Origin of the sequence: Neisseria polysaccharea (assembly GCF_963392925.1) — a bacterium.
Lineage (GTDB): Bacteria > Pseudomonadota > Gammaproteobacteria > Burkholderiales > Neisseriaceae > Neisseria > Neisseria polysaccharea.
Genome location: NZ_CAUJNZ010000007.1, coordinates 18,008 through 30,987, shown reverse-complemented (window position 1 = coordinate 30,987; position 12,980 = coordinate 18,008). Strand labels below are relative to the sequence as shown.

At 57.2% G+C, this 12,980-nt stretch carries 13 protein-coding genes; 9 read left to right on the top strand and 4 right to left on the bottom strand.

Going from position 1 to position 12,980, the window contains the following annotated elements; all coding sequences use genetic code 11:
• Positions 1–17: 17 nt before the first annotated feature.
• A complete protein-coding gene (dxs, locus tag RDY34_RS05675) occupies positions 18–1,922 on the bottom strand; it encodes a 1-deoxy-D-xylulose-5-phosphate synthase (protein ID WP_308074513.1) in 1,905 nt (634 codons plus the stop codon).
• Between the two features lie 82 nt (positions 1,923–2,004).
• Positions 2,005–2,922: a tyrosine recombinase XerC gene (xerC, locus tag RDY34_RS05670; protein ID WP_308184491.1), complete on the bottom strand. Its 918-nt coding sequence runs from the start codon at positions 2,920–2,922 to the stop codon at positions 2,005–2,007.
• Positions 2,923–3,105: 183 nt separating this feature from the next.
• Between xerC and fba the strand changes: the two genes are divergently transcribed.
• From fba to RDY34_RS05625, 9 genes are all read left to right on the top strand, one after another.
• Complete coding sequence (gene fba, locus RDY34_RS05665; RefSeq protein WP_061370366.1) at positions 3,106–4,170, top strand: class II fructose-bisphosphate aldolase; 1,065 nt, start codon at positions 3,106–3,108, stop codon at positions 4,168–4,170.
• Positions 4,171–4,326: 156 nt separating this feature from the next.
• A complete protein-coding gene (locus RDY34_RS05660; RefSeq protein ID WP_308184484.1) occupies positions 4,327–5,166 on the top strand; it encodes a factor H-binding protein in 840 nt (279 codons plus the stop codon).
• A 138-nt stretch (positions 5,167–5,304) separates the two neighbouring features.
• Positions 5,305–5,982 (top strand): tRNA (adenosine(37)-N6)-threonylcarbamoyltransferase complex dimerization subunit type 1 TsaB, encoded by a 678-nt coding sequence (gene tsaB / locus RDY34_RS05655; protein WP_308184483.1) that lies wholly within the window; start codon positions 5,305–5,307, stop codon positions 5,980–5,982.
• Positions 5,979–6,419 carry a ribosomal protein S18-alanine N-acetyltransferase gene (gene rimI / locus RDY34_RS05650; RefSeq protein ID WP_308184482.1) on the top strand — a complete coding sequence of 147 codons (441 nt, stop codon included), beginning with the start codon at positions 5,979–5,981 and terminating at the stop codon, positions 6,417–6,419. The genes tsaB and rimI overlap by 4 nt, the downstream gene beginning before the upstream one ends.
• Positions 6,413–7,153: a uracil-DNA glycosylase family protein gene (locus RDY34_RS05645; protein ID WP_308184481.1), complete on the top strand. Its 741-nt coding sequence runs from the start codon at positions 6,413–6,415 to the stop codon at positions 7,151–7,153. The genes rimI and RDY34_RS05645 overlap by 7 nt, the downstream gene beginning before the upstream one ends.
• Positions 7,154–7,214: 61 nt before the next feature.
• Positions 7,215–7,856: an orotate phosphoribosyltransferase gene (pyrE, locus tag RDY34_RS05640; protein WP_002223035.1), complete on the top strand. Its 642-nt coding sequence runs from the start codon at positions 7,215–7,217 to the stop codon at positions 7,854–7,856.
• Between the two features lie 73 nt (positions 7,857–7,929).
• Entirely contained in the window at positions 7,930–8,364 is a 435-nt protein-coding gene (locus RDY34_RS05635; RefSeq protein ID WP_003708290.1) for an MJ0042-type zinc finger domain-containing protein, read from the top strand.
• A complete protein-coding gene (gene argA, locus RDY34_RS05630; protein ID WP_118811086.1) occupies positions 8,361–9,671 on the top strand; it encodes an amino-acid N-acetyltransferase in 1,311 nt (436 codons plus the stop codon). The genes RDY34_RS05635 and argA overlap by 4 nt, the downstream gene beginning before the upstream one ends.
• Before the next feature lie 95 nt (positions 9,672–9,766).
• The gene (locus tag RDY34_RS05625) at positions 9,767–11,785 is read left to right on the top strand and encodes a prolyl oligopeptidase family serine peptidase (protein WP_003708292.1); all 2,019 of its coding nucleotides are present in this window, start codon (positions 9,767–9,769) and stop codon (positions 11,783–11,785) included.
• 56 nt (positions 11,786–11,841) lie between these two features.
• On the opposite strand, the gene RDY34_RS05620 is transcribed toward RDY34_RS05625, so the two are convergent.
• Entirely contained in the window at positions 11,842–12,168 is a 327-nt protein-coding gene (locus tag RDY34_RS05620; protein WP_308073229.1) for a rhodanese-like domain-containing protein, read from the bottom strand.
• Positions 12,169–12,247: 79 nt separating this feature from the next.
• Positions 12,248–12,904: a protein-L-isoaspartate O-methyltransferase family protein gene (locus RDY34_RS05615; protein WP_308073228.1), complete on the bottom strand. Its 657-nt coding sequence runs from the start codon at positions 12,902–12,904 to the stop codon at positions 12,248–12,250.
• Positions 12,905–12,980 lie beyond the last annotated feature (76 nt).

The following is a 12,980-nucleotide window of genomic DNA, read 5'->3' as shown; positions in this document are numbered from 1 at the left end:
GGCATTTCCGTATCCGTTCAGACCTGACGTGCCGACCAACCATTCACACGCCGTTCCACCGCTTCGGCACTCAAACCCAAATCGTCTAAAAGTTTTTTCGGGTCGCCGTGTTCGGTTACGGTATCGGCAACGCCCAAAAGCAAGACGGGTTTGCAGATGCCGTGTTTCGCCAATACTTCCAGCACCGCACTGCCTGCGCCGCCCTGTTCGGCGTTTTCTTCAAGGGTAGCGATGCGGTCGTGGCTTCGGGCAAGGCGGACAATCAACTCTTCGTCTATCGGTTTGACAAAGCGCATATCGGCGACGGTGGCGTTCAGTTTTTCGGCAACCGCCAATGCGGGGGCGACCATGCTGCCAAAGGCAATGAAGGCGGTTTTCTCACCTTTGCGGCGGATAATGCCCTTGCCGATTTCTACGGTTTCCATGCCGTCTGAAACCGGCGCGCCCGTACCCGTGCCGCGCGGATAACGGACGGCGGATGGTGAATTTGCCTGATAGCAGGTCGAAAGCAGCAGGCGACATTCGTTTTCATCGCTCGGCGCGGCAACAATCATGTTTGGCACGCAGCGCAAGAAGCTCAAATCGTACAAACCGGCATGGGTCGGGCCATCCGCGCCGACGATGCCCGCACGGTCAACGGCAAATAAAACGGGCAGGTTTTGCAGGGCGATGTCGTGCACCAGTTGGTCGTAGGCGCGCTGGAGGAAGGTGGAATAAATGGCGACGACGGGCTTCATCCCTTCGCAAGCCAAACCGCCGGCAAAGGTAACGGCGTGCTGCTCGGCAATGCCGACGTCGAAATAGCGGTCGGGGAATCGTTGTTCGAATTCAACCAGTCCGCTGCCTTCGCGCATGGCGGGGGTAATCGCCGCCAATCGGGAATCTGCCGCCGCCTGGTCGCACAGCCATTTGCCGAACACTTGCGTATAGGTAGGTTTGGCTGCGGGTTTGTTTTCAGACGGCATAGGGGTTTCCGCAGTACTGTCTTTGGGCAGGTTGGCAACGGCGTGGTATTTGACGGGGTCGTTTTCGGCGAGTTTGTAGCCGTTGCCTTTTTTGGTGATGACGTGCAGCAGTTGCGGGCCTTTGCGGCTGCGCAAGTCTTTCAATACGTCAACCAGATGTTCGACGTTATGACCGTCCACGGGGCCGGTGTAGCGGAAGCCGAAGTTTTCAAACAAAGATAGAGACTGCCTTGCATGTTCGGCTTCACCCGCCAGCGTTTTGATTTTGTGTTCGACTTTTTGGGCAAACTCCATCGCGCCGGGCAATTTGTCCAATACTTTGCTCGATTGGGCTTTGATGGTGCTCAACAGGCCGTGCATATCGCGCACGACGTTGCTGGCAAGGTATTTCGGCAGTGCGCCGACATTGGGGGAAATCGACATTTCGTTGTCGTTAAGGATGACCAGCAGGTTCACATCCATGTCGCCTGCGCAGTTCAAGGCTTCAAATGCCTGACCCGCCGTCATCGCGCCGTCGCCGATGATGGCGACGCTGCGGCGGTCGCTGCCCAAGAGTTTGTCCGCCGCCGCCATGCCCAACGCCGCGCCGATGGAGGTGGACGAATGCCCCACGCCGAACGCGTCGTATTCCGACTCGCAACGTTTCGGAAAACCCGCCAAGCCGCCGTATTGGCGCATCGTGTGCATTTGGTTTTTGCGGCCGGTGAGGATTTTGTGCGGATAGCTTTGGTGTCCGACATCCCACACCAGCTTGTCTTCGGGCGTGTCGTATACATAGTGCAGGGCGATGGTCAGCTCGACCGCGCCCAGATTGCTGGCGAAATGACCGCCGGTCTGCCCGACGGATTCCAGCAGAAACTCTCGCAACTCGGCGGCGACTTGGGGCAACTGTTTTTTATCCAGGCGGCGCAAATCTTGCGGGCTGTCAATCAGGTCGAGTAGGGGGCTTGGGTTCATGATGTGTCTTTTTTATATCGTCCGAGTGCAACGGCTAATTATATATCAAGCACGCGGGGCTGACGGCTGATTTTGTCTGGGATTATTTTTCCTGCCGTTTGGCGCGCGGATGAGCTTCGTCATACAGGCGGGCGATGTGGTCGAAATCGAGTTTGGTGTAAATCTGCGTGGTTGAAAGGCTGCTGTGCCCGAGCAGCTCCTGTACCGCCCTGATGTCGCGCGAGGACTGCAACAGATGGCTGGCGTAGCTGTGCCTCATCATGTGCGGAGAAATGTGCCTGCCGTCGCCGTTTTGCGCCGCCCATGATTCGAGGCGTTTTTGGATTTGGCGTTGGCTCAGGCGCGTACCGTTCCTGCCGGTAAACAGGGCTTTGCCGTCCGATGCCGTCTGACGCAGCGACAAATAGTTTTTCAAGGCTTCCACGCTTTTGCCGGTCAGCGGAACCTGGCGTTGTTTTCTTCCTTTGCCGGTTACGCGCACCCAGCCTTCGTCCAACCACACATCGCCTGTATCCAGGCCGTGTATCTCGCTCAGGCGCAAACCGCTGCCGTACATCAGCTCGAACAGCGCGTGGTCGCGCACCGCCAGAGGGTCGCCGCCGTCCACGGGCAAATCCAGCATCCGGTTCAACCATTCCTGGGGCAGCGCCTTAGGGATGCGTTGCGGCTGCTTCGGCGGACTGATGCCGGCGGTCGGATCGGTGCGCATCAGCCCGCGTTTGACCAGCCAGGCGCAATACTGCCGCCAAGACGACAGCTTGCGCGCCAGCGTCCGCGCATTCAAACCGCGCTGCGACAGCCGCCGCAACGCCGCCGTAAAATCGCGCCGCGACAAGTCCTGCGGCACGCCGCCTTCAGCTTCAGACGGCATTTGTGCCAACAACGCAAACAGTTCTTCCAAATCGCGCCGGTATGCGGCAACCGTATGCTCCGATTTACCCTCGCGCACGATATTTTCCAAATAAGCGTCCAAGTATGCCGCAAGTCCGTCCAAACCCATTCCCACACCTAAAATAACATTAGAAACATTATCATAAATCGGAATATCCGAATCCCGAAACGTCAAAACCCGACAAACCTGCATACTGGCATCGTTAATATAAAATCAATAGGCCGTTTATGGTTTTTTGCCGTAAAAAACATTATAATCCGCCTTATTTACCTATTGCCCAAGGAGACATAAATGGCACTCGTATCCATGCGCCAACTGCTTGATCATGCTGCCGAAAACAGCTACGGTCTGCCCGCGTTCAACGTCAACAACCTCGAACAGATGCGCGCCATCATGGAGGCTGCAGACCAAGTCGACGCCCCCGTCATCGTACAGGCGAGTGCCGGTGCGCGCAAATATGCGGGTGCGCCGTTTTTACGCCACCTGATTCTGGCGGCTGTCGAAGAATTTCCGCACATCCCCGTCGTCATGCACCAAGACCACGGCGCATCGCCCGACGTGTGCCAACGCTCCATCCAACTGGGCTTCTCCTCCGTGATGATGGACGGCTCGCTGATGGAAGACGGCAAAACCCCTTCTTCTTACGAATACAACGTCAACGCCACCCGTACCGTGGTTAACTTCTCCCACGCTTGCGGCGTATCCGTTGAAGGCGAAATCGGCGTATTGGGCAACCTCGAAACCGGCGAAGCAGGCGAAGAAGACGGCGTGGGTGCGGCAGGAAAACTCTCACACGACCAAATGCTGACCAGCGTTGAAGATGCCGTACGTTTCGTTAAAGATACCGGCGTTGACGCATTGGCTATTGCCGTCGGTACCAGCCACGGCGCGTACAAATTCACCCGTCCGCCCACAGGCGACGTATTGCGTATCGACCGCATCAAAGAAATCCACCAAGCCCTGCCCAATACACACATCGTGATGCACGGCTCCAGCTCCGTTCCGCAAGAATGGCTGAAAGTCATCAACGAATACGGCGGCAATATCGGCGAAACCTACGGCGTGCCGGTTGAAGAAATCGTCGAAGGCATCAAACACGGCGTGCGCAAAGTCAACATCGACACCGACCTGCGCCTTGCTTCCACCGGCGCGGTACGTCGCTACCTTGCCGAAAACCCGTCCGACTTTGACCCGCGCAAATACCTGAGCAAAACCATTGAAGCGATGAAACAAATCTGCCTCGACCGTTATCTTGCGTTCGGCTGCGAAGGTCAGGCAGGCAAAATCAAACCGGTTTCCTTGGAAAAAATGGCAAGCCGTTATGCCAAGGGCGAATTGAACCAAATCGTCAAATAACAGGTTGCTTGTAAACAAAATGCCGTCTGAACCGCCGTTCGGACGGCATTTGATTTTTGCTTCTTTAACCTGCCTCATTGATGCAGTATGCAAAAAAGATACCATAACCAAAATGTTTATATATTATCTATTCTGCGTATGACTAGGAGCAAACCTGTGAACCGAACTACCTTTTTCTGCCTTTCTCTGACCGCCGCCCTGATTCTGACCGCCTGCAGTAGCGGAGGCGGCGGAAGCGGAGGCGGCGGTGTCGCCGCCGACATCGGCGCGGGGCTTGCCGATGCACTAACCGCACCGCTCGACCATAAAGACAAAGGTTTGCAGTCTTTGACGCTGGATCAGTCCGTCAGGAAAAACGAGAAACTGAAGCTGGCGGCACAAGGTGCGGAAAAAACTTATGGAAACGGCGACAGCCTCAACACAGGCAAACTGAAGAACGACAAAATCAGCCGCTTCGACTTTATCCGTCAAATCGAAGTGGACGGGCAGCTCATTACCTTGGAGAGCGGAGAGTTCCAAGTGTACAAACAAAGCCATTCCGCCTTAACCGCCCTTCAGACTGAGCAAGTACAAGACTCGGAGGATTCCGGGAAGATGGTTGCGAAACGCCAGTTCAGAATCGGCGACATAGCGGGCGAACATACATCTTTTGACAAGCTTCCCGAAAGCGGCAGTGCGACATATCGCGGGACGGCGTTCGGTTCAGACGATGCTGGCGGAAAACTGACCTATATCATAGGTTTCGCCGCCAAACAGGGACACGGCAAAATCGAACATTTGAAATCGCCCGAACTCAATGTCGAGCTTGCCACCGCCTATATCAAGCCGGATGAAAAACGCCATGCCGTTATCAGCGGTTCCGTCCTTTACAACCAAGACGAGAAAGGCAGTTACTCCCTCGGTATCTTTGGCGGGCAAGCCCAGGAAGTTGCTGGCAGCGCGGAAGTGGAAACCGCAAACGGCATACACCATATCGGCCTTGCCGCCAAGCAGTAACCATTGTGAAAATGCCGTCCGAACACGATAATTTACCGTTCGGACGGCATTTTTGCGCCATACCGCCCTAGGACACGACGGCACGGCAGGCAAGCCGGTTTCACTATATAATGCCGTCTGAACCAACGAGAGAATGCCATGCAAGCTGATTTTAACCGCCCCGTCCTCGCCGTCGATACCGGAACTTCCTATTTGTCGCTCGCGCTGCGCGCCGACGGCGAAACCCGTCTGTTCCATCAGGAGGCCGGCAGCCGCCAGTCCGCACTGATTCTGCCGGAAATCCGCACCCTGTTCCGTGATGCAGGCATTACCGCCGCTGATTTGGGGGCGATTGTTTATGCGAAAGGCCCTGGCGCGTTTACGGGACTGCGTATCGGCATTGGCGTGGCGCAAGGTTTGGCAACGCCGTTTGATACCCCTTTAATCGGCGTACCCTCGCTCGCTGCCGCCGCCTCGCTGCCGCCGCCGCAAAGCTGCATCCTTGCCGCTATGGACGCTCGTATGGGCGAAGTGTTTTATGCATGGTTCGATACGCTGAACTGCCGCCGTTTGAGCGATTATCAGGTCGGGCGGGCGGCAGACATCCGGCTGCCGGAAGGATGCGCCTTTTCAGACGGCATCGGCAATGCGTTCGCGCTGGAAAACCGTCCGCCCTTCTCAGGCAAACCCGATATGCCGACCGCTGCCGACTTCCTCAATCTGGCGGCGGATGGCGGTTTTCCCGCCGTCGCTGCGGCACACGCCGAGCTGCTCTACGTCCGCAACAAAATCGCCCTGACCGCCAAAGAACAGGCGGAACGGAGGGCGCGTCCGTGAACATCCGCCGCGCCGTTTATGCCGATTGCGAGGAGCTGGCCGCACTCGATGCCGTCTGCAACCCGTCCGCGTGGACGCAACGCCAATTTGAGTCCGCACTGGTTTCGCCGTCCGAACAGGTTTTCCTTGCGGAAAAAGACGGCAGGTTGGCCGCCTTTATCGTTTGGCAGAACCTGCCCGACGAATCCGAACTGCACCTGATTGCCACCGCTTTGGAATACCGCCGCCGGGGTGTCGCGTCCGCCCTGCTCGAATATTGGTTCGCCAACCTGCCCGAAGGCACGCAACGCCTGCTGCTCGAAGTCCGCGCGGGCAATATCGGCGCGCAGGCGCTGTACGCGGCACACGGCTTTACCGATGTGGGCAGGCGGAAAAACTATTACCGTACAGCCGACGGTAAAACCGAAGATGCCGTCTTAATGGAGAAAATATGTTAAGCGCGCGCTACCTCCACCTGCACGAAGCCTTGGGTTTGGGCCCGATGTGGTTGAAGCGGGGAGCCGTCGTCCTGCCGTCCGCAACATTGCCGGAAAGCCCGACACAAATCCGCCCGCAAAAGCAAACCGTCCTCAGCATTCCGCAGCGTCCGTCCGAACAGCATACCGGTCAGGCACGGCTCGAAACGATGAAAGCGTTGGAAACAACCGCCGTACATACGCGCAAACCCGCGCCTGAAACCGAAACGCCTCTGTCCGGCGTTTCAGACGGCATCGCCCCCGTTTCCGCCGCTTCGGGCATCACCAGACTTGCCGTCGTCAGCTTGTGTCCGCCGACCGAGGATATGGTTTACGGGCAACTGTTCCACGGCAAAGCGGGTGTCCTGCTTGACAACATACTCAAAGCCGTAGGACTGGATGCCGCTTATGTACACAAGACCAGCTGGGTGAAAACCGCCGCCGTCGGCAGCCCGATGCCGTCTGAACAGGCCATCGCGAATGCGCTGGGTCAAATCGCCAGGGAACTCGACGGCTGCCGCGCCCCGGCCGTCCTTTTCCTCGGGCAGGCTTTTGTCCAGCCTGAACGGCAAACGATGATTGAAACTTTGTGCGACAGCCGTCCCTTCTTCATCATCGACCATCCCGCCCGACTTTTACGCCAACCCGAACTTAAAGCCCGAAACTGGCAGGTGTTGAAACAGTTGAAACACGCCTTGCAGGCAGGCGGCAGTTGAAGCAGGCCGCACGGGGCGGTAGAATCACAACTGCATCGCAATACCTGACAGAAAGCAAAAAATGACCGATTTCCGCCAAGATTTCCTTAAATTCTCCCTCGCCCAAAACGTCTTAAAATTCGGCGAATTTACCACCAAGGCAGGACGGCAGTCGCCTTACTTCTTCAATGCCGGTCTCTTTAACGACGGCTTGTCCACGCTGCAACTGGCAAAATTCTATGCACAATCCATCATTGAAAGCGGCATCCAATTCGATATGCTGTTCGGCCCCGCCTACAAAGGCATTATTTTGGCGGCGGCAACCGCGATGATGCTGGCGGAAAAAGGCGTGAACGTCCCGTTTGCCTACAACCGCAAAGAAGCCAAAGACCACGGCGAAGGCGGCGTGTTGGTCGGTGCGCCGCTTAAAGGCCGCGTGCTGATTATCGACGACGTGATTTCCGCCGGCACATCCGTGCGCGAATCGATCAAATTGATTGAAGCGGAGGGTGCAACCCCCGCCGGTGTCGCCATCGCGCTCGACCGTATGGAAAAAGGCACGGGTGAATTGAGCGCGGTTCAGGAAGTGGAAAAACAATACGGCCTGCCCGTCGCCCCCATCGCCAGCCTGAACGATTTGTTTATCCTGTTGCAAAACAACCCCGAATTCGGACAGTTCCTCGAACCCGTCCGAGCCTACCGTCGGCAGTACGGCGTAGAATAAAAACAAAGCATATGCCGTCTGAACCGCCTTACGCCTCAGACGGCATCAAACCTGACACACACGAGGAAATACCATGCCCGCCTGTTTCTGTCCGCACTGCAAAACCCGCCTTTGGGTCAAAGAAACCCAGCTCAATGTCGCCCAAGGCTTCGTCGTCTGCCAAAAATGCGAAGGGCTGTTTAAAGCCAAAGACCATCTGGCAAGCACGAAAGAACCTATATTCAACGATTTGCCCGAGGCTGTTTCGGATGTCAAACTCGTTCACCGTATCGGCACGCACGCCATTGGCAAGAAACAGATTTCCCGTGACGAAATCGCCGGCATCCTCAACGGCGGTACAACCCTGCACGATACGCCGCCTGCGCCTGCCGCCGCGCCTGCTGCCGCACCGCAGGTTACCGTACCGCCCGCCGCGCCCGCCCGTCAGGAAGGGTTCAACTGGACTATTGCCGCCCTGTTTGCCCTTATCGTCCTCATTATGCAGCTTTCCTACCTCGTCATCCTATGAGCGCGCCCGACCTCTTTGTCGCCCACTTCCGCGAAGCCGCCCCCTATATCCGCCAAATGCGCGGCAAAACGCTGGTCGCCGGCATAGACGACCGCCTGCTCGAAGGCGATACCTTAAACAAGCTCGCCGCCGACATCGGGCTGTTGTCGCAACTGGGCATCAGGCTCGTCCTCATCCACGGCACGCGCCACTTCCTCGACCGCCACGCCGCCGCGCAAGGCCGCACGCCGCATTATTGCCGGGGCTTGCGCGTTACCGACGAAACCTCGCTCGAACAGGCGCAGCAGTTTGCCGGCACCGTCCGCAGCCGTTTTGAAGCCGCATTGTGCGGCAGCGTTTCCGGGTTCGCGCGCGCGCCTTCCATCCCGCTCGTATCGGGCAACTTCCTGACCGCCCGTCCGATAGGTGTGATTGACGGAACCGATATGGAATACGCGGGCGTTATCCGCAAAACCGACACCGCCGCCCTCCGTTTCCAACTCGACGCGGGCAATATCGTCTGGCTGCCGCCGCTCGGACATTCCTACGGCGGCAAGACCTTCCATCTCGATATGCTTCAAACCGCCGCCTCCGCCGCCGTCTCGCTTCAGGCCGAAAAACTCGTTTACCTGACCCTTTCAGACGGCATTGCCCGCCCCGACGGCACGCTCGCCGAAACCCTCTCGGCGCAGGAAGCGCAATCGCTGGCGGAACACGCCGACGGCGAAACGCGACGGCTGATTTCGTCCGCCGTTGCCGCGCTCGAAGGCGGCGTGCATCGCGTCCAAATCCTCAACGGGGCCGCCGACGGCAGCCTGCTGCAAGAACTCTTCACCCGCAACGGCATCGGCACGTCCATTGCCAAAGAGGCCTTCGTCTCCATCCGGCAGGCGCACAGCGGCGACATCCCGCACATTGCCGCCCTCATCCGCCCGCTGGAAGAACAGGGCATCCTGCTGCACCGCAGCCGCGAATACCTCGAAAACCACATTTCCGAATTTTCCATCCTCGAACACGACGGCAACCTGTACGGTTGCGCCGCCCTAAAAACCTTTACCGAAGCCGATTGCGGCGAAATCGCCTGCCTTGCCGTCTCGCCGCAGGCACAGGACGGCGGCTACGGCGAACGCCTGCTTGCCCACATTATCGATAAGGCGCGCGGCATAGGCATAAGCAGGCTGTTCGCACTGTCCACAAATACCGGCGAATGGTTTGCCGAACGCGGCTTTCAGACGGCATCGGAAGACGAGTTGCCCGAAACGCGGCGCAAAGACTACCGCAGCAACGGACGGAACTCGCATATTCTGGTACGTCGCCTGCACCGCTGACCGCAACGGAAAGCCGCCGCAGAAATGCCGTCTGAACCCCGTTTCAGACGGCATTTCCCCGATTATAAAGACCTGCCCAACCATCAAGGACCCCGATGAAATCCTACCCCGACCCCTACCGCCATTTTGAAAACCTCGATTCCGCCGAAACGCAAAACTTCGCTGCTGAAGCGAATGCCGAAACGCGCGCGCGTTTTTTAAACAACGACAAGGCGCGCGCGCTTTCAGACGGCATTTTGAATCAAATGCAGGACACGCGGCAGATTCCGTTTTGTCAGGAACACCGCGCGCGGATGTACCATTTCCATCAGGACGCGGAATATCCGAAGGGCGTGTACCGCGTGTGCACGGCGGCGACTTACCGTTCCGGCTATCCGGAGTGGAAAATCCTATTTTCAGTGGCGGACTTCGACGAATTGCTCGGTGACGATGTATATTTGGGCGGCGTGTCGCACTTGGTGGAAAAGCCCGACCGCGCGTTGTTAACGCTGAGCAAGTCGGGCGGCGATACGGCGTACACGCTGGAAGTGGATTTGGAAGCAGGGGAGTTGGTCGAAGGCGGTTTTCACTTTCCGGCAGGCAAAAACCAAGTGTCGTGGCGCGATGAAAACAGCGTGTGGGTGTGTCCGGCTTGGGACGAACGCCAGTTGACCGAATCGGGCTATCCGCGCGAAGTATGGCTGGTTGAACGCGGCAAAAGTTTCGAGGAAAGCCTGCCGGTGTATCAAATTGCCGAAGACGGCATGATGGTGAACGCGTGGCGTTACCTCGATCCGCAGGGTTCGCCCATTGATTTAATTGAAGCATCGGACGGTTTTTACACCAAAACCTATTTGCAGGTGTCGGCCGAAGGCGAGGCGAAACCGTTAAATCTGCCCAACGATTGCGATGTGGTCGGCTATCTGGCGGGACATCTTTTGCTGACGCTGCGCAAAGACTGGAACCGCGCGAACCAAAGCTATCCGAGCGGCGCGCTGGTGGCGGTGAAGCTGAATCGGGGCGAACTCGGGGCGGCGCAGCTTTTGTTTGCGCCTGATGAAACGCAGGCATTGGAAAGCGTGGAAACGACCAAGCGTTTTGTGGTGGCGAGCCTGCTGGAAAACGTACAAGGCCGTCTGAAAGCGTGGCGTTTTGCCGACGGCAAATGGCAGGAAGCCGAACTGCCGCGCCTGCCTTCGGGCGCGTTGGAAATGACCGACCAGCCTTGGGGCGGCGACGTGGTTTACCTTGCCGCCGGCGATTTCACTACGCCGCTGACGTTATTTGCGCTGGATTTGAACGTGATGGAACTGACCGTCATGCGCCGCCAACCGCAGCAGTTCGATTCATACGGCATCAACGTGCGGCAGTTTTGGACGACTTCGGCCGACGGCGAACGCATCCCTTATTTCCACGTTGGCAAAAACGCCGCGCCCGATACGCCGACGCTGGTTTATGCTTACGGCGGTTTCGGCGTGCCCGAGCTGCCGCATTATCTGGGCAGCATCGGCAAATATTGGCTGGAAGAGGGCAACGCCTTTGTGTTGGCGAACATACGCGGCGGCGGCGAGTTCGGCCCGCGCTGGCATCAGGCGGCGCAGGGCATCAGCAAACACAAAAGCGTCGATGATTTGCTTGCCGTCGTGCGCGATTTGTCCGAACGCGGCATCAGTTCGCCCGAACACATCGGTTTGCAGGGCGGCAGCAACGGCGGCCTGATTACCGCCGCCGCCTTCGTGCGCGAACCGCAAAGCATCGGCGCGCTGGTGTGCGAAGTACCGCTGACCGATATGATCCGGTATCCGCTGCTGTCCGCCGGCGCAAGCTGGACGGACGAATACGGCAATCCGCAAAAATACGAAGTCTGCAAACGCCGGTTGGGCGAATTGTCGCCGTATCATAATCTTTCAGACGGCATCGATTATCCGCCCGCACTCATCACCACCAGCCTCAGCGACGACCGCGTCCATCCCGCCCACGCGCTCAAGTTCTACGCCAAACTGCGCGAAACCTCGCCGCAATCTTGGCTCTACTCGCCTGACGGCGGCGGTCATACCGGTAACGGCACGCAACGCGAATCCGCCGACGAAATGGCGTGCGTCTTATTGTTTCTCAAAGAATTTTTGGCATCATAAATCAAGACGGCATTCCGTACCGTATCCGATAAGGAATGCCGTCTGAAATATCCACCTCAATAACGCATCATGTTGCCGTCAATCTCAACCGCCCATGCATCGATGCCGCCCTGAAGGTTGTACAGGTTTTCAAACCCAGCATCGGCCAAATACATCGCTGTATGCAGGCTGCGGATACCGTGATGGCAATACACTACAAGCGGCACGCCGTCGTCCGGCAGCTCGTTCTGCCGCAGCGGAATCAGATTCATCGGGATATGCAGCGCATTTGGCAGCGAACAAACCGCCGTTTCTTCATCCGTACGCACGTCCAACAAACAAAACATCCGCCCTTCGTCCATCCACGCCTTCAATTCCGCCGGCCCAAGTTGCACAATATCCATCGCAAAAATCCCAAAAAACCAAGCAAAATGCCGTCTGAAGCCCCAAACCCGCTTTCAGACGGCATGACCTGTCAACATCTTAAAAATCGAAACCGCCAAACGGATCGGCATCCTTATCGTCCAAATGCGCCACCAAGGTATCGAACAGCACCTTCTCTTCAAACACATCGCCTTGGCGCGTAATCAAAAGAGCACGTTGAACAGGCTTGCGTCCTACGATAACCACCATGCGTCCGCCATCTTTTAACTGTTGTTTCAACACATCAGGTACAATATTGACCGCACCGCCGACGTAAACCGCATCAAACGGCGCACCTGCGGAAAGTTCGGTCAGCCCGTTGTTTTGCACATAATCGATATTGTCCAAACCCAAGCCGTCCAACACCACTTTGGCGCGGTTTTGCTGTTCCGCATCGATATCGTCCGAAATTACCCTGCCCGCCAATTTTGCCAACAGCGCGGTCGCATAGCCCGAACCCGTGCCGATTTCCAAAACCGTATCGTTTTTCGTCAGCTTCAAGCCCTGCGCCAGCCGCGCCACAACTTTCGGCTCGAGCATCTTATGCCCGTTGGCAAGCGGCAGCGCCATATCCGCATACGCCAAACCCTGCAAGTCCTCATCGACAAAAAGCTCGCGCGGAATCTCCTCCAAAGCGTCCAAAACGTCAAAATCCAATACATCCCAAGGACGGATTTGCTGTTCGACCATATTGAACCGCGCTTTTTCAAAATCCATTTAGTGCTCCGTCAAATAATTGTTTCAACAATAGCAGGCATTATAAAACCACACTCCCGCCGCGCCAACTTCGGCA